16 protein-coding genes are annotated in these 25,030 nt (G+C 66.4%); 5 read left to right on the top strand and 11 right to left on the bottom strand.

Features of this window, described 5'->3' with window-relative positions:
* Positions 1-92: 92 nt before the first annotated feature.
* The 6 genes from J7367_RS07140 to cysD all read right to left on the bottom strand — a co-directional run bounded on the left by J7367_RS07140 (position 93) and on the right by cysD (position 11,088).
* On the bottom strand, positions 93-662 hold the full coding sequence (locus J7367_RS07140; RefSeq protein WP_007964589.1) for a GNAT family N-acetyltransferase: 570 nt from the start codon (positions 660-662) through the stop codon (positions 93-95).
* Between the two features lie 67 nt (positions 663-729).
* Positions 730-3,405, bottom strand: coding sequence for a M1 family metallopeptidase (locus J7367_RS07135; protein WP_209028904.1), 2,676 nt, complete (start codon positions 3,403-3,405; stop codon positions 730-732).
* Between the two features lie 344 nt (positions 3,406-3,749).
* Positions 3,750-6,875: an efflux RND transporter permease subunit gene (locus J7367_RS07130; protein ID WP_057661158.1), complete on the bottom strand. Its 3,126-nt coding sequence runs from the start codon at positions 6,873-6,875 to the stop codon at positions 3,750-3,752.
* Positions 6,872-7,942: an efflux RND transporter periplasmic adaptor subunit gene (locus tag J7367_RS07125; protein WP_007964558.1), complete on the bottom strand. Its 1,071-nt coding sequence runs from the start codon at positions 7,940-7,942 to the stop codon at positions 6,872-6,874. The genes J7367_RS07130 and J7367_RS07125 overlap by 4 nt, the downstream gene beginning before the upstream one ends.
* Before the next feature lie 261 nt (positions 7,943-8,203).
* Positions 8,204-10,117 carry a sulfate adenylyltransferase subunit CysN gene (cysN, locus tag J7367_RS07120; protein ID WP_176215022.1) on the bottom strand — a complete coding sequence of 638 codons (1,914 nt, stop codon included), beginning with the start codon at positions 10,115-10,117 and terminating at the stop codon, positions 8,204-8,206.
* 62 nt (positions 10,118-10,179) lie between these two features.
* Complete coding sequence (cysD, locus tag J7367_RS07115) at positions 10,180-11,088, bottom strand: sulfate adenylyltransferase subunit CysD (protein ID WP_007964555.1); 909 nt, start codon at positions 11,086-11,088, stop codon at positions 10,180-10,182.
* Positions 11,089-11,267: 179 nt separating this feature from the next.
* Between cysD and J7367_RS07110 the strand changes: the two genes are divergently transcribed.
* The 3 genes from J7367_RS07110 (at position 11,268) to J7367_RS07100 (ending at position 15,667) form a co-directional block, all read left to right on the top strand.
* Positions 11,268-13,115: an assimilatory sulfite reductase (NADPH) flavoprotein subunit gene (locus J7367_RS07110; RefSeq protein WP_057661161.1), complete on the top strand. Its 1,848-nt coding sequence runs from the start codon at positions 11,268-11,270 to the stop codon at positions 13,113-13,115.
* 108 nt (positions 13,116-13,223) lie between these two features.
* On the top strand, positions 13,224-14,945 hold the full coding sequence (gene cysI, locus J7367_RS07105; RefSeq protein ID WP_081027790.1) for an assimilatory sulfite reductase (NADPH) hemoprotein subunit: 1,722 nt from the start codon (positions 13,224-13,226) through the stop codon (positions 14,943-14,945).
* Positions 14,942-15,667: a phosphoadenylyl-sulfate reductase gene (locus tag J7367_RS07100; RefSeq protein ID WP_022558611.1), complete on the top strand. Its 726-nt coding sequence runs from the start codon at positions 14,942-14,944 to the stop codon at positions 15,665-15,667. Before cysI ends, J7367_RS07100 begins: the two co-directional genes overlap by 4 nt.
* 134 nt (positions 15,668-15,801) lie before the next feature.
* Here J7367_RS07100 and J7367_RS07095 read toward each other — a convergent pair whose 3' ends face one another.
* The 3 genes from J7367_RS07095 to J7367_RS07085 form a co-directional block, all read right to left on the bottom strand.
* Positions 15,802-17,403, bottom strand: a complete 1,602-nt coding sequence (locus J7367_RS07095; protein WP_057661164.1) for a PepSY domain-containing protein — start codon at positions 17,401-17,403, stop codon at positions 15,802-15,804.
* Positions 17,403-19,406: a TonB-dependent receptor gene (locus J7367_RS07090; RefSeq protein ID WP_057661188.1), complete on the bottom strand. Its 2,004-nt coding sequence runs from the start codon at positions 19,404-19,406 to the stop codon at positions 17,403-17,405. Before J7367_RS07090 ends, J7367_RS07095 begins: the two co-directional genes overlap by 1 nt.
* A gap of 195 nt (positions 19,407-19,601) precedes the next feature.
* The gene (locus tag J7367_RS07085) at positions 19,602-20,039 is read right to left on the bottom strand and encodes a DUF2946 family protein (protein WP_057661167.1); all 438 of its coding nucleotides are present in this window, start codon (positions 20,037-20,039) and stop codon (positions 19,602-19,604) included.
* Positions 20,040-20,341: 302 nt separating this feature from the next.
* Between J7367_RS07085 and J7367_RS07080 the strand changes: the two genes are divergently transcribed.
* Positions 20,342-21,538 carry a GAF domain-containing sensor histidine kinase gene (locus J7367_RS07080; protein WP_057661169.1) on the top strand — a complete coding sequence of 399 codons (1,197 nt, stop codon included), beginning with the start codon at positions 20,342-20,344 and terminating at the stop codon, positions 21,536-21,538.
* Positions 21,539-22,388: 850 nt separating this feature from the next.
* On the opposite strand, the gene J7367_RS07075 is transcribed toward J7367_RS07080, so the two are convergent.
* Together J7367_RS07075 and J7367_RS07070 are read right to left on the bottom strand one after the other, a co-directional pair.
* On the bottom strand, positions 22,389-22,670 hold the full coding sequence (locus J7367_RS07075; protein ID WP_022558606.1) for a hypothetical protein: 282 nt from the start codon (positions 22,668-22,670) through the stop codon (positions 22,389-22,391).
* Positions 22,671-22,678: 8 nt separating this feature from the next.
* On the bottom strand, positions 22,679-23,662 hold the full coding sequence (locus J7367_RS07070) for a LysR family transcriptional regulator (RefSeq protein ID WP_057661171.1): 984 nt from the start codon (positions 23,660-23,662) through the stop codon (positions 22,679-22,681).
* Positions 23,663-23,827: 165 nt separating this feature from the next.
* On the opposite strand from J7367_RS07070, the gene cobA reads away from it, so the two are divergent.
* Positions 23,828-25,030, top strand: a complete 1,203-nt coding sequence (gene cobA, locus J7367_RS07065; RefSeq protein WP_081027792.1) for a uroporphyrinogen-III C-methyltransferase — start codon at positions 23,828-23,830, stop codon at positions 25,028-25,030.

Below are 25,030 nucleotides of genomic sequence, written 5' to 3'. Positions count from 1 at the left end.
GGCGACGTTGAAGTGACCGACTGCGCGCAGGCTCTACGAGACTCCTGCGGCCGCTATTTCACGTTCCGCAGCTCGCAATCATGGGCGTGCAGTCACGCAGGGGCGGATGCGCATCCGGGCACGCAAACCGCAGCGGGTGGATTCACCCGCGCGAACACGCGCAGATCGTGCAGCCCATCCGGCTTGAGCAGCGCACAGCGGCTGACGCCTTCTTCGACGAAGCCATTGCGCAGCAACACCGTGGCCGATGCAGGATTGGTATCGAGCACGGTGGCCTGCACGCGATACAGCGGCAGGGTCTGCATCGCCCAGGCGACATACGTGCCCACGATGCGTGTCATCCAGCCGCGACCCCAGTACGTGCGACCGATCCAATACCCCAGTTCGGCCGAGTAACGACGATCGCCCTGCCCTGGGCGCACGGCGATCGTACCGCAGGCCTGGCCATCGATCACGATGGCCAGCACCGGGTCTTGCAAATCGACAACCCTACCGGCTAGGAACGCTTCGCCGTCGGCACGGGTATATGGGTGAGGGAATCGCTCGCTCAATCCGCGCGGCACCAGCGGGTCGTTGGCATGCCGCAGCAAGGCATCCAGGTCGTCCTGACGCCAGCGGCGCAGCACGAAGCCTTCCCCGTGCACGATCAGCGACTCGTCCATTGCGGTGGTCATGGCATGCGCAGCATTCACTCCCGCGATACTGCGCACGCTGGCCGCACGCCGCAACTCAGCGCTGGACGGTTTGCGCCTGTTTCAACGCAGCGCACAGGCGGATGGTCTCGCCGGTCTGGGCCAGGCCACGGTCGGCGCCACTGAGCTTGGCCAGGCGCGGCTTGAAGAACGCATCCAGGCGATCGGCCTCCTCCACGCTGCAGCCGCCGGATGCACCCAGCGCCGGCAACCCGCCGCCATCGAACGAGCCACTGCGTTGCACGAGGCGGTCGAAGTTGGCGGTGAACCAGGCCCACATCGAATCATGCGAACGCTCGTTGCTGTGCCCGCGCATCAGCAGGCTCTTCATCTCGCCCACCTTGATCGCATCGGTCAGCGCAAAATCGCGCACCTGCTTCAGCAGCGCCGGGTCCTGCACTGCACCCAGTGCGGCGATCATGCCGTTGCGCTGGGCCGGGTCGGCATGCGTGCGCAGTGCATCGATCAGCGCCTGCACTGCCGGCGCGCCGCGTTCCTGGGCAGTCACGGCCAGTACGGTGCCCAGCAGGTCCGGGTTGGCGGCGGAGAAATCCAGCGCACCCTTGCCGCCGGCCAGCACCGCATCGCCTTGCACCAGCAGGGCCTTGCGTACCTCAGCGTTCTGCAGACGCAAGGCGAACACACTGGCCAGCGACGTGCGCAGCGCAGTGTCGTCGATCGACTCACCGCTGCGCCGCGCGTAACCCAGCGCACGCAGACGCGGCAGATACGCCTGTTCGGCAGCCTTGCGCAATGCGCCGCGCTGCGCCTCGGTGGTGGCCTGGTAACGCCAGATCCACCCGAAACGGTCCAGTAACGCGGTGGACACATCTGCCGATGCCGACGGCGCCAGCTGCGCGAGCGCTGCCAGCACGGCCGCGTTGTCGGCATCGCCGTGACGGTACGCCGCATTGATCGCATCGGCGTAGGCGAGCTGTTCGTTATCGTCCAGCTGGCCGACCTGCTTGCCCAGCGCCGCCAATTGCTTCTTGGGCAGCGAAAAGCGGTAATAGCCGGCGCCGCGCGCATTCGGGAACACCCAGGTGTTCTTGCCGGCGCCTTCCAGCACGATGCTGCCGCTGCCGTCTTCAAGCAGCTGGCAGGCGGTACCGACCTGGTTCTTGCCCTTGCCGTACTTCACGCACACCGGCACGCCCCATTGCTGCGCGGCAGACCCGCTGGACCCCAGCGGCAGGTAGCGCTGCTGCTGCAGTTTGACCACGGTCTTGCCGCCTTCGCGCGCCACCTGGGTCTGCAGATACGGCACGCCCGGCTGGTTGAGGAAGCTGCGGAACGCGGCCTTGAAATCGTCGCCCTTGCCGGCCGCTTCTGCGATGGCATCGACCAGGTCGTCGGCAGTGGCGTTGCCGAACTTGTGCTTGGCGATATAGGCGCGCATGCCCTCGCGGAACACGTCTTCGCCGACGAAGGCTTCGAACATCGCCAGCACCGCCGCGCCCTTCTGGTAGGTGATGCCATCGAAGGCGGTTTCGATATCGCCATTGCCGGTGATCGGCTGGCGGATCTTGCGTGCGCTCACCAGGCTGTCGTTCTCCATCGCATGCTGCGCACCGCCGATACGGTCCAGATTGGCGTGGTATTCCGGATGCAGCTGCATGGTGATCTTCTGCTGCATCCAGGTGGCGAAGGCTTCGTTGAGCCACAGGTCGTCCCACCACGCCATGGTCACGGTGTCGCCGGTCCACTGATGCGCCAGTTCGTGCGCATTGACGTTGAAGGAGCGCTGCACGTTCTCGGCCGGCGAATCCTTGTCCAGCAACAGCAGCCAATCGCGGAAGGTCACAAACCCCGGGTTTTCCATTGCGCCGGCACTGAAGTCCGGTGCGGCGACCAGATCGAGCTTGTCGAACGGATAACCGAAGGCGTAGTAGTCCTCCAGCGCGGCGATGATGGCGGGGGTCTGGTCCAGTGCCGGGGTGATGCGCGGGCCCTGGCCCTTGGCGGCAATGCCGCGCAACGGCGTGGCGTTGGGGCGCTGCGGGGTGGCCGCCATCGGCGCCACATCCACCACGTCCCACGGGCCGGCGGCGTAGGCGACCAGATAGGTCGGCAGCGGCACGGTCGGGGCGAAGGTCACCGTCTTCCAGCCCTTGCCGGCCGGCTTGGTCGAGGTCGCGATGGTGTTGGCCAGCGCCTGGTCATCGCTGGGCACGGTTAGGCTGATGTCGAACGGCGTCTTGAACGCCGGCTCGTCGAAGCCCGGGAACGCGTAGCGCGCACTGATCGGCTCCATCTGCGTCATCGCATACGCCTTGCCCTGGTACTTCACCTGGTACAGGCCCTGCAGCTGCTGGTTGAGCGGCGCGCTGTAGGTCATGTCCACGGTGAGCGTCTGCGGCGAGAGCGTGCGGCCGAAGTCCAGCCGCGCCACACCGGTCTGCGCATCGGCTTCCACGTAGCGTGCAGTCAGCGCCTTGCCCCTGCCGGGCTTGACGGTGACCTTGCTGACCTTCAATTCCTTGCCGTGCAACCAAAGATGGTCGGATGCCTGCTTGAGCTGCACGCGAATGGTGGTGCGGCCGCTGAATTGGGTCTGCTCCGGGTCGATCTTGAGCGCGAGGCTATAGCGCTCGGGCACTGCCCAGGTCGGCAGGCGACCATTGGGAACCGGCTCGGCGGACGACTGTGCCAGCACGTTGCCGCAGCACAACGCGAGAAGAGAAGGGGCAAGCAGGCAGGCAAGACGACGCATCGACAACTCCGGGGATGGCAATCGCCGAAGTGCACCATATTCATCCATGCCTGTCATGGGCCATTGGTTGGCGACCGGCTCGCATCCGCGCCGCACCTACACGGGCCACAACGCGCACCCGTTCTAGCTGGGTAGCGTGACGAGGATTCGCAGCGACTGCCTACCGTGCACAGCCGTACGAGACGCATTGCAGCGCGCGGCATTGCTGCCGCATGCAACGAATTGCGCAGCGCAGACGCCGGCCGCTCAGATGGACGAATGCACACGCCGGCCCGGCGCATCGATGACCTGACGCCATCCTCCGCATCGACGAATGCCGGCAGCCGTTGCGCCGCCGACCTCATTCACGCATGCCCACCCACCGACGGCGTCTGCGCTTCCAGGGTTTCCAGCTGGCGTGCCACCGCTTCGGGCGACTTGGTGTACGGCGCGATCAGGCTATAGAACGCCGGCACCACGTACAGCGACAACAACGTGGACAGCGAGACGCCGAAGATCACCACCACGCCAATCGTGGCGCGGCTGGCCGAACCGGGCCCGCCGGCCACCACCAGCGGAATCGCGCCGACTACCGTCGCAATCGAGGTCATCAGGATCGGGCGCAAACGCACCGATGCCGATTCCACGATGGCCGCATGCACACTGCGCCCTTCGTCGCGCAACTGGTTGGCGAATTCCACGATCAGGATGCCGTTCTTGGCCGCCAGGCCCACCAGCATCACGATGCCGATCTGACTGAACAGGTTGAGGGTGCCGCCGGTCAGCCACAGCCCCACCAGCGCGCCCAGCACCGCCAATGGCACCGTCAGCATGATCACCAACGGGTGCGCGAAGCTCTCGAACTGGGCGGCCAGCACCAGATACACCACCAGCAGCGCCATGCCGAAGGTCAGCAACACCGCACTGCCCGATTGCTGGTACTCGCGCGATTCGCCTTTCCAGTCCACCTGCGCATAGTCGGGAAGCTCTTCCTGCGCGGCCTGCTGCGCCCAGGCAATGGCATCGCCAAGCGGATAACCCGGTGCCAGGCCGGCGGTGATCGTGATCGCGCGCAGGCGATTGAAGCGGTTCAAGGTGCCGGCTTCGGCCACTTCGCTCAAGGTCACCAGGTTGGAGAGCGGGATCAGTTCGCCGCGGTTGGACCGCACGCGAATGGCGGTGAGGTCTTCCGGCGACATGCGGCCTTCGCGCCCGGCCTGCAGCATCACGTCGTATTCCTCGCCGTTGTCGACGAAGGTGGTGACGCGGCGCGAGCCCATCAGCGCTTCCAGCGCGCCGCCAATGGCAGCGACCGGCACGCCCAGATCGGCCGCGCGCAGGCGATCGATATTGACGCGCATCTGCGGGCGGGTTTCCTTGTAATCCGAGTCCGGGCCGACCAGGCCGGGGTTGGCTTCCATGCGCTGCAAAATGCGATCGCGCCACTGCGCAATCTCCGCGTAATCCGGCCCGCCCAGCACCAGCTGAAACGGCTGGCCGCGGCTACGCACCAGCCCGCCGCTCACCTGCGTGCGCGCACGCACGCCGCTGAGCACGTTGAGTTTCTGCTGCACCTCATCGGCCACTTCGGTGGTGGGGCGGGTGCGCTTTTCCCAATCCTGCAAGAACACGCTGACCCGGCCGGTGTGCATTTCCTCGCTGCTGCCAAAGCCACCGGGCACGCGCGGGTTGGCGCGCACGATGGGTTTGTCCGGCCCCACGAAGGGGCGCAGGATGTCTTCCACCTGATGCATCTGCCCCACCGTGTAATCGAAGCCGGCACCTTCCGGTCCGTCGATCATGATCTGGAAATTGCCGCGGTCTTCGGCCGGCGCCAGTTCGGAGGGAATGCGGCCCATCAGCCATGCGCTGGCGCCCAGCGCCAACAGCATCAGCAGCGCAAAGATCCATGTGCGGTGCACATGCCGCTCCAGCGAGCGCCCATACGCACCGGACACCGCCTGCATGCGCCCATCGAACCAGTGGTGGAAGCGATTGGGCTTGGCCTGCCCATGCGCGCGCAACAACTTGGACGACATCATCGGCGTCAGCGTCAGCGCCACGAAGGCCGAAATCGCCACTGCCGCCGCCAGCGCCACCGCCAACTCGCGGAACAGCCGCCCGGTATTGCCTTCCAGAAAACCGACCGGCAGAAACACCGCCACCAGCACGGCCGTGGTCGCAATCACCGCGAACGCCACCTGCCCGGTGCCGCGCTTGGCGGCCACCAGCGGCGGTTCGCCCAGATCGATCCGGCGCTGGATGTTTTCCACCACCACGATGGCGTCGTCCACCACCAAGCCGATACACAACACCAAGGCCAGCAGGGTGAGCAGGTTGATCGAAAAATCGAAGGCGTATAGCGCAATGAACGCGGCAATCAGACACACCGGCACCGTCACCGCAGGAATCAGCGCAGCGCGTGCGCTGCCCAGAAACACCCAGATCACCACCAGCACCAGCACCACCGCTTCCACCAGCGTGTGATACACGCGCTCCACCGCCGCATCGATGAAGGTGGTGGTATCGAAGGCGACGAAGATGTTGGTGCCCTTCGGTAGAGACTTCTGCACTTCTTCGGCTTGCGCGCGCGCTTCGCGCGCCACGTCCAGCGCATTGGCGGTGGAGTTGCGCACGATGCCCAGCCCCACGTTGGGCACGCCATTGCTCTGGAAATAGGCGCGCAGCTCGGCCGAGGTCAGCTCCACCCTGGCCACATCGCCCAGCCGTACCACGTAACCGCCCTCGCCCTTGTTCAACGGCAGCTTGGCGAAATCTTCGGGCTTGAGATAACTGCGCTCCACACGCAAGGTAAAATCGCGCTGCGCCGATTCGATGCTGCCGGCCGGCAACTCCACGTTTTCGTTCTGCAGCGCCGCTTCCACATCGGCCACGGTGAGTTCGCGTGCGGCCAGCTGGTCGCGGTCCAGCCAGATGCGCATCGCATAGCGCTGGCGCCCGCCGATCCGCACCTGCGCCACGCCGTCCAGGCTGGAGAAGCGATCGACCACATAGCGCTCGGCGTAGTCGGACAGCTGCAGCGTGTCCATCGTGCTGGAGCTCATGTTGAGCCAAAGGATGGGGTCGGCGTCGGCTTCGACCTTGGAAATCTCCGGTGGACGCGCCTGGTCGGGCATGCGGTCGGACACGCGGCTGACCGCATCGCGCACGTCGTTGGCAGCCGCCTCCACATCGCGCGACTGCACGAATTCGATGCTGATATCGGAGGAGCCATTGCGGCTGCGCGCCTCGATGGTGGAGATGCCCTCGATGCCGGCCAGCGCGTCTTCCAGCACCTGGGTGATGCGGCTTTCCACCACTGCCGCCGAGGCGCCGGTGTATTCCACATCCACCGACACGATGGGCGGATCGATGGCCGGCAATTCGCGCAACGTGAGGCGGGTGAACGACATCACCCCCAGCACGATCAGCAGCAAACTCATCACCACCGCCATCACCGGGCGGGTGATCGACAGGTCGGAGAGTTTCATTGTGCGGCCGCCTGCGGGCGGGGTGCTGCGGGTGGCGCCTGATCGGCAACCTTCACGCCCGGGCGCAGCTTGCCGGTGCCATCCACCACGATGCGCTCACCGGCCCTGACGCCTTCGAGAATTTCCACCTTGCCATCGCGGCGCTCGCCCAGCCGTACATCGGCGCGCTCCACGGTGCCGTCGGGCTTGACCCGGAACACATATGATTCGCGCCCCACCTGCACCACCGCAATTTCCGGGATCACCATCGCCTGCCGCGCCGGCTGGAACAGCCGCACATCCAGCAACATGCCCGGGCGCAGCCGGCGATCGTCGTTGGGAAAGTCAGCACGCACCGTCACCGAGCGCGTGGTTTCGTCGATCCGCGAATCGATGGTCACCACCTCGCCCTGGAACTGTGCGCCCGGATACGCCGCCGCGCTGCCGCTCACCGCATTACCGAGTTGCACCAGGCCGAACTGCGATTCCGGCACCTGGAAATCCACGTACATGCGCGCCACATCGTCCAGCGTGGCGATCACCGTGCTGGAGGTGATCAGCGAGCCAGGGCTGATCTGGCGGATGCCCAGCACGCCGGAAAACGGCGCACGCACTTCGCGGTCGGTGATTTCCGCGCGCATCTGCTGCACGCGCGCCTGCGCGGCATCGCGTAGGGCGCGTTGCGTGTCCACGGTGGACTTGGCCACCAGTTGCTGGCCAACCAGACTCAACTGGCGGCGGTACAACTGGTCGGTTTCTTCGAAGGTGGCCTGTGCGGCGGTCAAGGCGGCCTGCTGCGAATTGCCGCGCAGACGCAGCAGCAATTGCCCGGCCTTGACCTCGTCGCCGCTGTCGAAATACACCTGCTCCACCACATCGCTGACCGCGGCGGTGAGCGCCACCGATTCGCGCGCGCGCACGGTGGCGATCGACTGTACGGTCGAGTTCCAGGGCTGGGTGGCCACCGCCTGCACAGAGACCGGAATGGGTTTGGCAGCGGCCGGCGTGCTGGCCTGACGGCTACAACCGACCAGCACAACGGCCAACAAGAGCGCGGCGCAAACGCGCGCGCTGGGCAGAACAAGCATCAGGACATCCTGGCGGGGTACGTCGAAAGTTTACCGACCTAGCCGCCATGAATTGACAGAAAGGGCGCGCTTTGCACCATGACCAAAGACCCTTGCTGTCCTTGGCACGATGCGCTGGTTAGCGTGACCAAGACGTGGCGGCGGATTCGCCAGACGGGCGCAACCGGTCTGCAGCAACGGCATGTATGGGGTCATACACCGCCGCTGCACACGCGTACCGCGCTTGCCTGAGGACCGCCTGCCCTGCCGTGTTGGCCGCGCTTAGCGTTCCAGCCCCAGATATTCGAGCACATGGTGCGCCAGCGCCTCTACATTCTCACCATCGGCGTGAAGATGGATCTCCGGCGTCTGGGGTGCCTCGTATGGCGAGTCGATGCCGGTGAAATTGGGAATCTGCCCGGCACGCGCCTTGCGGTACAGCCCCTTCACGTCGCGCGCCTCGGCAACCGCCAGCGGCACGTCCACGAAGACCTCGACGAACTCGCCCTGGTCGAAGCGCTCGCGCGCCAGTTGCCGCTCGGCGCGGAACGGCGAAATGAAACTCACCAGCACGATCAGGCCGGCATCGGCCATCAGGCGGGCCACTTCCGCCACACGACGGATGTTTTCCACGCGGTCTTCATCGGTGAAGCCCAGATCGCGGTTGAGCCCGTGGCGCACGTTGTCGCCATCCAGGATGAAGGTGTGATAGCCCAGGGCGTGCAGGCGCTTGTCGACCAGGTTGGCGACAGTGGACTTGCCGGCACCCGACAGGCCGGTGAACCACAACACGCGTGGCGCCTGGCCCTTGATGCGCGCACGTGCGCCGCGATCCACGTCCAGATGCTGCCAGTGCACGTTGCCGGCGCGGCGCAACGCGAATTCCAGCGTGCCGGCGGCCACGGTGGCATTGCTCTGCCGGTCGATCAGGATGAACCCGCCGAGCACGCGGTTGCGCGCGTAAGGCGAGAACGCGATCGGTTCGTCCAGCGCCAGGTTGCAGTAACCCACTTCGTTGAGCTCCAGCCGTTTGGCGGCCAGCCGCTCCTGCGTGTTCACATCGACCTTGTGCTTGATGTCGCTGATGCTCACGGTCACCGTGCGGGTGCCGATCTTGAGCCAGTACGGGCGGCCGGGCAGCAACGCAGCATCGTCCATCCACAGCAGATGCGCGGCGAACTGGTCGGCCACTTCCGGCGGGTCGTCGATGGCGGCGATGATGTCGCCACGGCTGATATCGATCTCATCGCGCAAGGTCAGCGTCACCGCCTGCCCGGCGCGTGCGCTGCTCACCTCGCCGTTGGCATCGCGCACGCTCGCCACCTGCGTGCGGCGCCCGGACGGCACCACCACCACTGCATCGCCCACCTGCACCTGGCCGGCCGCAATCGTGCCCGCATAGCCACGGAACTGCGCGTTGGGACGGTTGACCCATTGCACCGGCAGGCGCAGGCCGCTCGCGGCGTCCGGCGGCTCCAACTGCACGGTGTCCAGGTGCTGCAGCAGATACGGGCCGCTGTACCACGGCATCCGCGTCGAAGCGCTGGACAGATTTTCGCCCGCCAGCGCCGACAGCGGAATGCACTGCACCTGGTCGATGCCCAGCTGCGCGGCGAGCGCGGCGTAGCCTTCCGCAATATCGGCGAACACCTGCGCGTCGTAGTCCACCAGGTCCATCTTGTTGACCGCCAGCACCACATGCCGGATGCCCAGCAACGACACGATGTAGCTATGCCTGCGGGTCTGCGTCAGCAGGCCCTTGCGCGCATCCACCAGCACCACCGCCACATCGGCAGTCGACGCGCCGGTGGCCATGTTGCGCGTGTACTGCGCGTGCCCGGGGCAATCGGCCACGATGAATTTCCGTCGGTCGGTATCGAAATAGCGGTACGCCACATCAATGGTGATGCCCTGCTCGCGTTCGGCCGCCAGCCCATCCATCAGCAGTGCATAGTCGATGCCCCCACCCTGGGTGCCATGCCGTCGGCTGTCGCTTTCCAGCGCGGCAAGCTGATCGTCGAACAGGCGCTTGCTGTCGTACAGCAACCGCCCGATCAGCGTGCTCTTGCCATCGTCCACGCTGCCGCAGGTGATGAAGCGCAGCAGCGGCTTGGATTCGTGTTGATGGAGGTAGGCACCGATGGTGCCGGGATTGGGGAGTGGGGAGTGGGGATTCGCAAGAGCGCTCCCCTCCACCTTCCCGCTCGCCGCGGGTTGCTCTTGCCAATCCCGAATCCCGAATCCCGAATCACTGCCCATCAGAAATACCCCTCAAGCTTCTTCTGTTCCATCGAGGCGCCCGGGGCGTGGTCGATCATGCGGCCCTGGCGCTCGGAGCTGGTGCTGACCAGCATTTCGGCGATGACCGCTTCCAGCGTGTCGGCGTTGGAGTCGATGGCGCCGGTGAGCGGGTAGCAGCCCAGCGTGCGGAAGCGCACCGAGCGCAGTTGCGGGGTTTCGCCCGGGTGCAGCGGCAGGCGCGCGTCGTCGACCATGATCCAGGCGCCGTCGCGCTCCACCACCGGCCGCGGGGCGGCCAAGTACAGCGGCACCACCGGAATCTTCTCGCGGTAGATGTACAGCCAGATGTCCAGCTCGGTCCAGTTGGACAGCGGAAACACACGCACGCTTTCGCCCGGACCGGTGCGCGCGTTGTACAGATTCCACAACTCCGGGCGCTGGTTCTTCGGATCCCAGCGGTGGCGCGCAGTGCGAAACGAAAAGACGCGCTCCTTGGCGCGCGATTTCTCTTCGTCGCGGCGTGCCCCGCCGATCGCCGCATCGAAGCCGCCATGCTCCAGGGCCTGCTTCAGGCCCTGGGTTTTCATGATGTCGGTGTGCACGGCGGCACCGTGACTGATCGGGCCAACGTCCTGCACAACCCCGTCGGGGTTGATGTGCACACGCAGGTCCACCCCGGTCTCGGCCGCGCGGCGGTCGCGGAAGGCGATCATCTCGCGGAACTTCCAGCGTGTATCGATATGCAGCAGCGGGATCGGCGGCCGCGACGGCGCGAACGCCTTGAGCAGCAGGTGCAGCAGCACCGAGCTGTCCTTGCCCACCGAATACAGCATGACCGGAACCCGGAACTCAGCGGCGACTTCGCGCAGGATGTGGATGCTTTCGGCTTCGAGCCGGTCGAGATGGGAAAGCGGCGGCAGAGTCATCGGGATGTCGTGGATGTCGGCGGGCAGACCAGCCGATGGTAGGGCAAGGCGCGGCAGTGTGTGCCGCCCTGATGAGTGCACGAAATAAGCGCCCGGCATAACGCGATAACGGCAATTCCTTTCTGGTGGGCACAACGCTTCCCTAACATCGTCACTCTCATCAAACTCCCCGGATCCGAATGACCGCCGCCAGTTCCGCGCTACCGCCCAGCCCCTTGCCCGACGAGCGCAAGGTACTGCTGGACCGGTTGGTCGACGGCCTGGACACCGCATCGCTGTGGTGGCTGTCCGGCTACGCTGCCGGGCTGGCGCAGGGCCATCCGCCGCGCTCGCTGGCGGTGTTGCCGGGCGGACAGGCGCACGCACTCGCCCAGGAAGGCCAACGCCTGACCGTGGTGTACGGCAGCCAGACCGGCAATGCCCGTCGCGAGGCAGAGCACCTAGCCGCCGAGGCCGAGGCCGCGGGTCTGAGCGTGCGCCTGGTGCGCGCCGACGCCTACCCCACCCGAGAGCTGGCCAGTGAGCGGCTGTTGTATGTGGTGATCAGCACCCAGGGCGAAGGTGACCCGCCAGACGATGCGATCGGCCTGGTGGAATTCCTGACCAGCCGTCGCGCGCCCAAGGTGCCCGAGCTCAAGTACGCGGTCCTGGGCCTTGGCGATTCCAGTTATGCCGATTTCTGCGGTATTGCCCGGCGCATCGACGAACGCCTGGCCGAACTGGGCGGCAGCCGCGTGCAGCCGCGCGGCGAAGCCGATCTGGACATCGACAGCGTTGCCGTGCCGTGGCGCGCACAGGCACTCACGCACGCGCGCGAGCAGCTCAAGGGCGGCCTGCACTCGGCCACGGTCACGCCGCTGCGCAGCAGCCCGACCACGCCGGTGTGGTCGCATCAGCAGCCGTTCGCCGCCGAGTTGTTGTCCAATCAGATCATCAGCGGACGCGACTTCAAGGGCCCGGGATTTCGCGTCTATGCGGCGCCCGGCAAGCGCGTGCGCCATCTGGAATTTTCGCTGCAAGGCAGCGGCCTGAGCTATGAGCCGGGTGACGCACTGGGCATCCGCCATCGCAATCCGCCCGCGTTGGTCGATGCGGTGCTGCAGACCTTGCGGTTGGACGGCGATGCCGCAGTCACCGTCGGCGAGCAGACCCTGGCATTGCATGCATGGCTCGCCACCCAACGCGAACTGACCAAGCTGTCGCGGCCGTTTCTCACCGCACATGCCGAGCGCGCAGGCGCGCAAGAGCTGCAAGCGCTGCTCGACCCCACCCAGACCGCCGGCCTGGCGTCGCTGCTTGCCGATCATCAAGTGATCGACGTGCTGCGCCGCTGGCCGGCGGATTGGGACCACGCCGGCCTGCTCGCCGCGCTGCGTTCCCTCAACCCGCGGCTGTACTCCATCGCCTCCAGCCGCAAGCGCGTCGGCGATGAAGTGCATCTGGCCGTGGACGAGGTCACCTACCAGGCGCATGGGCATGCGCATCTGGGTGCGGCCAGCGGCTTTCTGGCCGCGCTTGGCGAAGGCGACACCGCGCCGGTCTACATCGAACCGAACGAGCGCTTCCGGGTACCGGCCGATGCCGATCGCGACATCCTGATGATCGGCCCGGGCACCGGCGTGGCGCCGTTCCGCAGCTTTGTGCAGGAGCGAGCGGAAACCGGTGCCAAGGGCCGTAACTGGCTGTTCTTCGGCGCCCAGCATTTCAATACCGATTTCCTGTATCAGGCCGAATGGCAGCAGGCCCTGCAACGCGGCGAGTTGCACGGGCTGGATCTGGCGTTCTCGCGCGACCAGGCCGAAAAGCTCTACGTCCAGCACCGCCTGCGCGCGCGCGGTGCCGAGGTCTATGCCTGGCTGCAGGGCGGCGCGCATGTGTATGTATGCGGTGCTATCAGCATGGGCAAGGACGTGCATGCCGCCCTGCTCGAGATCGTCGCCAGCCACGGCGCGCTCGATGCCGAGGCCGCCAGCGCGTACCTCACGCAACTCCAGGTGGAGGGGCGGTATGCGCGGGATGTTTATTAGTGCCGGGATTGGGGAGTCGGGATTGGGGATTCGTGAGAGCAGGTGTCCGCGATCTTTGTGCTGTGCGGGTAATGCCCGCGCTTTGCTGTTGCTAATCCCCAATCACGAATGCCGAATCCCGTCATGAGCCACTCTGTAGAAGACATCAAATCCGAAAGCCGCCGTCTGCGCGGGTCGCTGGAACAGAGCCTGGCCGATGCGGTGACCGGTGCATTGCGTGAGGACGATCAGACCCTGATCAAGTACCACGGCAGCTACCAGCAGGACGACCGCGATATTCGCGACGAGCGGCGGCGGCAGAAGCTGGAGCCGGCGTACCAGTTCATGATCCGCACGCGCACGCCGGGCGGGGTGATCACGCCCACGCAATGGCTGGCGCTGGATGGCATCGCCACCCGCTACGCCAATCATTCGCTGCGCATCACCACGCGCCAGGCGTTCCAGTTCCATGGCGTGATCAAGCGCGAACTGAAGGCCACCATGCAGGCCATCAATGCCACCTTGATCGATACGCTGGCCGCCTGCGGCGATGTGAATCGCAATGTGCAGGTGGCCGCCAACCCGCTGCTGTCGCAGGCGCATGCCACGCTGTATGCCGATGCCGCGCGCGTGTCCGAGCACCTGCTGCCCAACACGCGGGCGTACTACGAAATCTGGCTGGACGAAGAGCGCGTGTCCGGCTCCGGCAGCGAAGACGAGCCGATCTACGGCGAGCGCTATCTGCCGCGTAAATTCAAGATCGGTTTCGCCGCACCGCCGCTCAACGATGTGGACGTGTTCGCCAACGATCTGGGCTTTATTGCCATCCTGCGCGATGGGCAGTTGCTGGGCTACAACGTCAGCATCGGTGGCGGCATGGGCGCCTCGCACGGCGATGCCGAGACCTGGCCGCGCGTGGCCAACGTGATCGGCTTCGTGACCCGCGACCAGTTGCTGGATATCGCCACTGCGGTGGTCACTACGCAACGCGACTTCGGCAACCGTGCGGTGCGCAAGCGCGCACGCTTCAAGTACACCATCGACGACCACGGGCTGGACACCATCGTGGCCGAGATCGCCCGCCGCGCAGGCTTCGCACTGCAACCGGCGCAGCCGTTCGCGTTCGACCACAACGGCGACCGCTATGGCTGGGTCGAAGGCGAAGACGGGCTATGGCATCTGACCCTGTCGCTGCCGGCCGGCCGCATTGCCGACACCGATACCGCAGCGCATCTGAGTGGGTTGCGCGCAATCGCGCAGTTGAACGTTGGCGAGTTCCGCATGACGCCCAACCAGAACCTGGTGATCGCCGGCGTACTGGCCAGCGAGCGCGCACGCGTCGATGCGCTGGTCGCGCACTACGGGCTGGATGCCGGCAACCAGTCCGCCACTGCCTTGGCGCGCGGCGCAATGGCCTGCGTGGCACTGCCAACCTGTGGCCTGGCGATGGCCGAGGCCGAGCGCTATCTGCCCGATTTCAGCGCGGCGCTGCAGCCGCTGCTGCAACAGCACGGCCTGGCCGAGACGCCGATCGTGCTGCGCCTGTCCGGCTGCCCCAACGGCTGCTCGCGCCCGTATCTTGCCGAGATCGCGCTGGTCGGCAAGGCGCCCGGGCGCTACAACCTGATGCTGGGTGGCGACCGTCGCGGGCAGCGGCTCAATACGCTGTATCGCGAAAACATCACCGAGCCGGAGATCCTGGCCGCGTTGGAACCGCTGTTGGCGCGCTATGCCGCCGAACGCGACCACGCCAACGATGAAGGCTTCGGCGATTTCCTGCATCGCGCCGGGGTGATCGCATTGCCGCCCTACCCCACGCACCGTCGCCTCGACCTGGAATTGCTCGCATGACCGCGCTGCCTGCTGCATCGATCACGTCTTCCGCGTTCGACGATCTGGACGCGCTCAATGCGCAGCTGGAAGGGCTGCGTGCCGATCAACGCGTGGCCTGGGCGCTGCAGCACGGCCCGCAGAACGCGGCCTTGTCGTCCAGCTTCGGCGCGCAATCGGCGGTTACCCTGCATCTGCTCAGTCAACAACGTCCGGACATCCCGGTGATCCTGATCGACACCGGTTATCTGTTTCCGGAAACCTACCGTTTCGCCGATGCCTTGACCGAGCGACTCAAGCTCAATCTCAAGGTGTATCGCCCGTTGGTCAGCCGCGCCTGGATGGAAGCGCGCCACGGCCGCCTGTGGGAGCAAGGCATGGTCGGCATCGATCAATACAACAATCTGCGCAAGGTCGAACCGATGCGCCGGGCCTTGGACGAACTCGATGTGGGCACCTGGTTTACCGGCCTGCGCCGCAGCCAGTCCGGCGGCCGAGCGCAGACGCCGATCGTGCAGAAGCGCGGCGAGCGTTACAAAATCAGCCCGATTGCCGACTGGACGGATCGCGATGTGTGGCAATACCTGCAAGCGCACGACCTGCCGTATCACCCGCTATGGGAACAAGGCTACGTGTCCATCGGCGATTTCCACACCACGCGTCGCTGGGAGCCCGGCATGCGCGAAGAAGACACGCGCTTTTTCGGTCTGAAGCGCGAGTGCGGCATCCACGAAGATATCTAGCGGCAACGGCCAGTTGCCAGTTGCGCTTGTACGGGGGTGACGCTTCACCAGCATGTGCGCAGCTGCATGGGCACGCTGCATCCAGCATGCAACGGCAGTGCGCTGCGAGCTGCACTCATGCACCGGCGCACGCATCACCCCGCCGAGGCATCGGCGTGAGCGCGCCGCATCCAGTAACGGTCGAACACCCACATCAGCAACAACGACAGGCCGACCAGCGGGAAGATCAGCCCGCACAGCGCCAGCAACGCCATCAGGCCGCGTAGCGTGCGCGGGTCGGCCGGCAACGGCGGTACGCCCAAGCTACCGCTGGGGCGGCGCTTCCACCACATCACCGCCGCGCTGACGCATAACAGCACGATGGCGATGCAGGCGAGCAACAGGATCAACTGATTGGCAGTGCCGTATTGCTGGCCCAGATGCACGTTGATGCCCCATTCCAGCAGCCTGGCCAGCGGCCCGTAGTCCCGATAGCGCATGTCCAGCAGTAGCGCACCGCTGTACTGATCCAAATGGATCACCCGCTGCCGCTGCAGATCGGCCGGGTACACCGACGCGGTATAGACCCCGGTCGCACCACGCGGCGGCGCCACGCTATATCCCGGCAGGATGCCGCGTGCCTCGAAACGCGCCATCGCTGCATCCAGACCGATCGCGCCGCGTCCCGGCGCAGCGAATCCAGCGGAATCGCCGTGATCGGCATGTGCGTTGTCTGCCGAGTGCGCGTGCTGGGCCGCGTGCCCCGACTGGCCAGGGTGCGCTGCGTGGTCTTCGTGGCCTGCATGCGCTGCGCTTGCTGGGAGCGCTCCGTGCCCGGAGTGCTCGAAATGCTCGTCGCCCATCTGCAACGCATGCGCTTGCTGGCCATGCGCGCGCTCATCCACCGCGCCGGTTCGCTGTGCAGGTACCACAGATTCCGGCAGGCGCGCCTGCTGCAACGACCACGCCGGCTCGCCACTGTCGGCCAAGCGCTGCTGCGACATCGGCTGCTGCACGCGCAACCCGGCCGGATAGCCGAAATCATGTCCATTGGCCCACCGATTGACCTGCGCCCCCCATAGCCACGACCACGGCATGCCGGTCAGCGCCAGAAACAGCAGGATCGCACCGACCCCGGCACCGGTCACTGCGTGCAGGTCGCGCCAGAACAGCCGCTGTTTCGGTTTGCCACGCACACTGATCACGCCGCCGCGTCGCCCGCGCGGCCACCACAGATACACACCCGTGAGCACCAGCACGATGGCCCATCCGCCGGCCATTTCGATCAGGCCGCGGGCATATGGGCCCACCAGCGCAAGACTATGCAGCCGGCGGATCGTCCAGCCGAGCGTGCCATGCTCGGGCAGGGCGCCCAACACCTGCGCACGGTACGGATCGACATACGCCACCTGCCGCACGCCGTGCGCATCCACCAGCCCGATCTCGGCGCTCGCATCCGCGCATTTGGGCGTGGTGTACACAAACAAGCTGCCGCCGTAGCGCCCTTGTGCAGCGGCAACCAACTGCTGTGCGGGCAGACGCGCATCGCCTATCGGCACCACCTTCAATCCGTGGTGCACGCTGCGATCGATGGCGTCCTGGTACAAGAACGCAGCCCCGGTCACCGCCAGCCAGATGATGAAGGGCAGCACGAGCAGCCCGGCATAAAAATGCCAGCGCCACACCGCGCGATAGAAGCGCCATCGGCTACCTTGGCGCGCGTCGTCTACGCGACCCTGGTCAGTCGTTGCATGCATCAGAAGCTCCAATCCCACGACACCGACAACGCACGCCCATCGCCGGGCGAGTAACCGGAGCTGCCACTGTCGTACCAGGCGTACACATACGCACGATCGGTGACATTGCGCAGCTGCAGGCTGAGCGCATTGCGCGCATCCACGGCCCAGCGCGCGCCCAGATTGAGCAAGGCGTAGCCACCGGTGCGGCCCAGCGTGTTGGTGCGTTCCAGGTAGTAATCGCCTTGCGCATTGCCCCAGGCGCTCAACTGCACCGACGAACCGACCTGCCACTCCAGCCCGGCGGTGGCCAACCAGTGCGGCACGTTTTCGATCTCCTTGCCGCGCGTGGCCGGGGCGCTCGGATCGGGCGTGGCGATGCTGGCCTTCTGCCGCGAATACGAGACCCACGCGCGCCAATGCTCAGCCGGCTGCAAGTTGAGCTGCGCATCCCACCCGCGCCGCAGCGTGCGGCCGACATTGGCCACATCGCCGATGCCCACCACGCCATTGACGCCGAGAACAGTCGCCACCTCCCCGGATGCGCGCTGCTCCCAATACGCCAGGCGCCCATCCAGCAGGGACGACGGTGCGAACTTCAAGCCGGTCTCCCAGCCGTCGTTGATCGAGGGCCCCAGATTGCCGGGCTGGCGGCGGTAGGCGCCATCGCCGCTGCCGATCTGGAACGTGCGCCCCCAGTTCGCATACACGCTGCCCTGCTCGCCCACGCGGTAGCTGGCACTGAACTTGGGTTGCTTGATGGTGCCGTAGTCGTAGGTTGGCGCGACGACGCCGGCCAGCACGTCGTGCAGCTGTCCATCGACACGATCGATGCGATACCCCGGCACCAGCTGCAGGCGTGCAATCGGGGTCAGCACCGCCTGCACATACGCACCACGCGTGCGCAGGTCGTAGTCCCAATCGCGTAGTTGTGCCCCGCGCACACGCGCCACGGTGCGATACCGCTGCGATTGGTTGTCCTGCCACTGCGCATCCACCCCGGCTTCCAGGTTGGCCTGCAGCGCGCCCCAGTCCGGCTGCCAGTTGCTACGCAGCAGCAGCCCGCGATGGGTTTCGTCGGTATCGCGTTCCTGCTGCAGCCCGGCCGCAGAAAACCGTACCCAGCGTTGATTGTGGTAGTCGTTCTGGTAGGCCTTGGCGCTCCATTGCGCCTGCTCGCCGAGCGCACCGTCCGCATGCAACGCAGTCTGGCTCGTGCGACGCTCGCTGCGGTCGTCCTGCGCATAGTCCGGCGAGCTGCGCGGCGCCGCACGTGCGGTGGCGGCATCCAGATAGCCGGCTTCCAAGGCATGGTTGTCGTAGTACCGCGTGGTGAGCCCTGCGCGGAATGCACCGTCCGGGTCGGTGTAGAACCACTTGCCCGCCACGCTGCGTTTGCGTGCGTCGGCATGATCGCGATAGCCGTCCGAGTCGCGCCAGGCCAGCACATAGTTCTGGCTCCAGACGCCCTGTTCGAACCCCTTGCTCAGTTGCACCTCGCGCGCATCGAAGCTGCCGGCCGTCACGCTCAAGCGGCCGTCGTTGCCGCCGGTACGGGTGAGCACGTCCACGCTGCCGGCAATGGCATTCAAGCCATAGCGCGCGTCGTTGGTGCCGCGCACGATCTCGATGGCGCTGATGTCCTGCGGAAATACCGCGTCCAGATACGGCATGGCGCCGGCGTTGTCGTTGCTGGGGATGCCGTCGATCAGCAGTTTCACCGCATTGATGCGTCCTTCGCCATTGAATCCGCGAAACGAAAAACGCCCTGCATCGGTACCCATGCGGAACTGGGTAACCTGCACCCCGGGCGCGCGCATCAGCAGCTCCCAGCTGTAGTCCACATGCTGATCGTGCAGCAGCTCGCCACCGATCACATCCACCGAGCTCAGCACGCGCACCGTACTCGGGCTGCGCTGCGCATGCTCGCTCACCTGCAGCTTGCCCAGGGTGAGTGCCGCGTCTTGCGCCTGCACATCACATGCAGGCCCCCACACCAACGCCAACGACGGCGCGCACCACATCGCTTTCAACAACCGCAGACGCATGACCAACCCTTCGCCGTGACTGCACGGCCGCACAGCCGTGCGCTGCCACCGTCGCGGCGCGCATCGGCATCACTGGATAAGAAGCGAGTCGCCCGCACTGCCCGGCAGTGACGCCGACAACCTCAGGCGCGCACGGGGCATTGCTGCATGGACGCCCGCACAGGGGCCAGCTTATGCAGCCAGCGGTGGTCCGCGTGCGCCGAGTGCGGCCCATCGAAAGACCGCGCGTGCGCTTGCCTGGGTGACCGCCGGAGCCGGCGTCGGCCGCAGCTGCAGCAGGCACAGCAACGCCACGATGAGCACTGGCAGCAAGCGTGCGGCCAAGACGCAGTAATCGCAGGCTTCACCATGCGTCGCTGCGTCGTGGCTGCCGGCGTGCTGCGTGTTCACTACGGCGCCGGGCTGCGCGTCCACGGCCATAGCTGGCGGCTGGGTTCGATGGCCGGCATGCAGCGAGCTCTCTGCCGACAGGGCCGGAACGCCCATGCACATCGGCTCGCTCGGCTGCGCCTGGCTCCAGCGGCTGATCAGCGGAGCGACCAGCATCAGCACCACCGCCAGACAGGCAAGCAGGGGCAACAACCGGTGGCGACGGGACAAACGCAGCATGCCTGGAAGTGTAAGCCGCCACGCAAGCCGGGGCGATGGTCGCGGCCGATGCGCGACCGGATGTCGCACCCGGTTGCACCGGTCGCCCCGAATGATCCGCGCCCAGGCATGCGCCGGAACCGGCGCGCCAGAATCGGCTGGGCCTGCCGCTTCAGCTTCCGAGCCCGTTGACCGCACGCCGGACGCGTCACGCGTCGCCGTGCTGGTCGGCAGTCACACTTTCGTCCGGCCTCTGTGACCGTAGACACATGATGAGCCTTGGCATGCCCTATGCTTGCCGCTTCCACCTTGTAGCTGCGCGCATGAGCACCATCCTGTCCGATCGAGCGGCCGAACCGCTTCCCTGCGCACCCAAGCCTCCCAGCGAAGCATTGCGTCTCCAGGCGCTGCGCAGCTACGGCATTCTCGACACCCCGCGCGAAGCGGCCTTCGAAGACATCACCCGGCTTGCCTCGATCATCTGCCAGACGCCGATCGCGCTGATCAGCCTGGTCGACGCGGACCGCCAGTGGTTCAAGAGCGAGCTCGGGATGGGCGAGCGCGAGACCCCGTTGTTCAAGTCGATGTGCGCGCACGCGCTGCTCGACAACGATGTGCTGGTGGTGCCGGACACGCGCGAAGACATCCGCTTTTCGCGCAACCCGCTGGTCACCGGCGAAGCACCGCTCTATTTCTATGCAGGTGCCTTGCTGAAGACGCCCGACGGCCTGCCGCTGGGCACGGTCTGCGTCCTGGACCGGAAACCACGCCAGCTCACCGACGAGCAGGTGGAAGCCCTGCGTGCACTGGCACGCCAGACCATGGCGCAGCTGGAACTACGCCGCGCACTGGCCATCGCCGAGGAATCGGATCGCTACCGCAGCCGCCTGATGGCCATCGCCGGACATGATCTGAAGACCCCGCTGCGCACTGCCGCCTATGCCATCGACAAGATGCGTCGGCATGCCAACGTCGACTCCATTCCGACCTTGGTGACCGCACGCGATGCGATCAGCCTGGTCGGCCGCAGCCTGGACGAGCTGGCCACGCTGGCCGCCGCGAGCGAGGCCGCCATGCCGGACCTGCAGCCGCTGCAGCTGGAAGACGTGCTGCATTCGGTTCTCGGCGTGTGGCGTCAACCGGCCATCGACAAGTACCTGGCCCTTCGCTACGTGCACACCTCGCTGCGCGTGCGCAGCCACCCCACACTGCTGACCACCTTGATCGGCAACCTGGTCGGCAATGCCATCAAGTACACCGAGCGTGGCCGCGTGCTGGTCGGCACTCGTCGCCGCCCCGGTTTTGCGGAAGTGGACATCATCGACAGCGGCATCGGCTTGAACATGGACCATCCCGAGCAGGTCTTCCAGGCGTTCCGCCAGGCCGACCCGCGCAGCGACGGTTTGGGCATCGGCCTGTGGATCGTGCATCGCACTGCCGAGACGTTGGGCTGCGAGGTGGACGTCCGGCCACGGCCGCAGGGCGGCACCTGTTTTTCGGTGCGGATTCCCTTGGCTTGACGATGCGTGGCTCGCAGCGTGTTCGGGCTGCGCGGCGTACGCCTGGGGTCGCACCGGTTTGGGCAGCGATCTGCGGCCAGACCAGAACGCGCGGCCACTCCGTCCCGTCGCGCCGACGTTGCAGCAGCCGATAGCAGATGCCATGCGAAAACCCGCGTCAGCGGCGACCGCTGAGACCCGGCAACTCGCCGCAGGCATGCAAACCAGCACCGGCCTGGATCGCGCACTGTCTGCTGTGGCATGGCAGGTCTAGGCGGTGTTCCATCTTCAAGCGAGGTGCCGCTGCGGAACACAAAAAAAGGCGGACCCAGGCTCCCGACCCGGATCCGCCGCCAAGCATGCCGGGCCTCTCCCCAGGGACCCGGATGCGCCAGCCGCTCTGTGCACAGCCTCGCGCAACAGCGATGCGACAGCGCTAGCAACCTTCGACGACACCGCGAAACACACCGGCAATGCGATCACCTGCATCGCCAGCTCTGCGCCGTCCACCCCTAGACGTCCGAGAGTGTCGCGTCATGATTGCTATAAGGGTTTTCGACAACGCAGCGCGCAACTTGATGCGCCCGGTAGACGCCAACTGCATCGCCCTGACACGGGTAGGGAAAATCACCCACAGCACACGCTGCGGCGCAGTTGGGCCCATGCGCATCACCTTGATTCTACAGGCATTTTTTCCGGACAATTGCGCTGCAGCGCAGCACCGGCGTCATCGCGAACGCACCGATTGCAGCGCCAGGCAGCCAGTACCTGGAACGGCTATGCACACACGTCCACTCCCACCACTCCTGTGCGCCGTCCATACCGCCTGACAACTGCTCGCGAGGGTGTGCTAGCCGCCCATATCGCAGCGTCAGACGTCGGACGCAGCCGCATCCTGGCGCGCGAACCACTCCGCCGAATGCACATCCTCGGCCGCAACGTCCAGCGCCTTGCGCAGCACCTCCAGCGGAATCTGCACGCGCGTGCTGCCCGCCTGCACCGCCACCCATAACGCTTCGTCGCGCGGGTCGGCCAGCACCGTCATTACCTCATGCTCGCGGCCCTCGATGCTGGCCGATAGTTGCAGCGACATGCCGCCGTCCGGCTCGGACGACCACAGTCTGCTCAGTGCCGGACGCAATGGCTCGGTCATCGTGCCGCTCAGCTGGTGATGATCTGGGTCAGCGATTCCCAGGTCGGCGGCAGTGGCCAGTTCGGTGCCTGATTGCCGTCCAGCACCCGGCGCAGATCGCGCTTGTCGATTTGCGGCGCGAGCACATGCACCAGATCCAGGGCGTAGTCGCGCAGCACGCGGTCGCGCGGCAGCACCGCCCAGGCGATGCACTCGGCAATCGGCGCGGGCGCCGGCCAGGCGCGCAGATCCTCGTCGAAGGCATTGACCGCCATTTCCGCGACCAATCCCACGCCAAGCCCTGCGCGCACATAGGTCTTGATCAGGTCGGCATCCAGCGCGGTCAGCGCGATGCTCGGCTCCAGCCCCACCTGCGCAAACGCGCGCTGCAGCGAGGAACCCGGCCGGGTGGAGGATTCGTAACTGATCAGCGGATGTTCGGCCAGCGCGTGCATGTCCGGCGCCGTGCGTGGGTGATCCAGTGCATGCCCCCGCGGCACCACCACCAGCCGCCGCCAGCGGTAGAGCGGCACTGCGATGCCGGCGCTCGGCTCGCCACCGGCGGTGCTGACCACCGCGATGTCCGCATCGCCCTGGCTCAGCAGATCCAGGGCTGCACTTTCGGCGGCCTGCTGCAGATGCACGCTCACTTGCGGGTAGGCATTCTTGATCTGCGCCACCGCCGGCGGCAGCACGAAGCGCGCCTGGGTGTGGGTGGTGGTCAGGGTCAGCTGGCCCTGGCTTTCGCGGCGCTGGTTGGCGGCATAGGTGCGGATGTTGTTGGCCTCCGACAGCACCGCACGCGCGCGCTCGATCACTTCCACACCGGCCGGCGTCACCGCATCCAGGCTGCGCCCCTTGCGCACGAACAACAGAAAGCCCAGTTCGTCCTCCAACTGCTTGAGCTGCTTGGACAGGCCGGGCTGGGTCGCGTGCACGCGCGCGGCGGCCAGCGTGATGTTCAGCTCGGCATCGGCGATGGCCACCAGATAGCGAAGTTGGGTCAGCGTCATGGGCTTATATCCAAAAAAGCGCGAGGCGCTACAAGGGATTCGACTGTAGAGGAGTTCTGCGGGCCAGCTTATAACCGAACGCTATTTTTAGGATGTATGAAGTCATTTCCGACGGCTATAAGCCAGCGTTACGGTCTGGCCCTCCCCCAACGATGCCGCCGAACCGTGACTCCTGCGTTCCCGCTGCTTGCCGACCTGCGTGGCCGTGCCGTCCTGGTGGTCGGCGGCGGCGCCGATGCCGAGCGCGCCACTGGCCAGTTGCTGCAGGCCGGTGCGCTGCCGCTGGTCGGCGCGCCCGAGCTCTCCACGCAGTTGCGGCACTGGGCGCAGGCAGGGCGGCTGCGCTGGTTGGCCGGCCGGTTCGACCCGGCATGGCTGGCGCAGTCCGACCAACCGCTATGGCTCACCATCGCCGCCAGCGAATCGGCAGCGCTCAACGACGCCCTGCGCCAGGCAGCAAGTGCCCATCGGCTGCTGACCCACGCCGCAGCGCCTGCGGCGTCCGCAACGGTTCCTGCGCGCTCCGCAGGATCGCGCAGCGCGATCGGCACGCTGGTACCCGGCAACGTAAGCCTGGTCGGCGCAGGCCCCGGCGATCCGGGCCTGCTCACCCGGCATGCGCTGCGCGCGCTGCGTCAGGCCGAGGTGGTGCTGCACGACCGCCTGGTCAGCCCGCAGATCCTGCGCCTGGCACGGCAAGGCGCGCGTCTCATCGAAGTGGGCAAGTCGGCGCAAGGCCATAGCACCCGGCAGGAACAGATTCACGCCCTGATGCTGGAACACGCCCGCGCCGGTCGCCGCGTGGTACGGCTGAAGGGCGGCGACCCATTCGTGTTCGGCCGCGGCGGCGAAGAGCTGGAATTCCTGCGCGCGCACGGCATCGGCTTCCAGGTGATTCCCGGCATCACCGCCGCCATCGCCTGCGCTGCCTATGCCGGTATCCCGCTCACCCACCGCGACCACGCGCAATCGCTGCGGCTGATCACCGCGCACTGCAAGGACTCGCTGGACACGCTGGACTGGCAGGCGCTCGGTCAGGAGCGGCAGACGCTGGCCTTCTACATGGGCGTGGCCGGGCTGGACGCCATCCAGCAGCGGCTGCTGCAGGCCGGGCGCGCAGCCTCCACCCCGTTTGCGCTGGTCGAAAACGGCTCGCGCCCGCAGCAACGCGTGATCACCGGTACGCTCGCCAGCCTGGCCGCCAGCGCCCGGCAGCACGCCGTGACCGCACCGGCGCTGCTGATCCTGGGCGAGGTAACGGCACTGGCGCAGACGCTGCATTGGTTCGGCAGCGCGCCGCTGAGCGCCTCGTCGCCGCACTCACCCGGCGCAACGCCCCACACGCCCACACTGGCCCACGCAGCCTGA

Source organism: Xanthomonas sp. D-36-1 (genome assembly GCF_017746155.1).
GTDB classification, from domain to species: domain Bacteria; phylum Pseudomonadota; class Gammaproteobacteria; order Xanthomonadales; family Xanthomonadaceae; genus Xanthomonas; species Xanthomonas cissicola.
The sequence above is the reverse complement of the archived record's forward strand: the minus strand, read 5'-3'. Positions and strand labels throughout refer to the sequence as shown.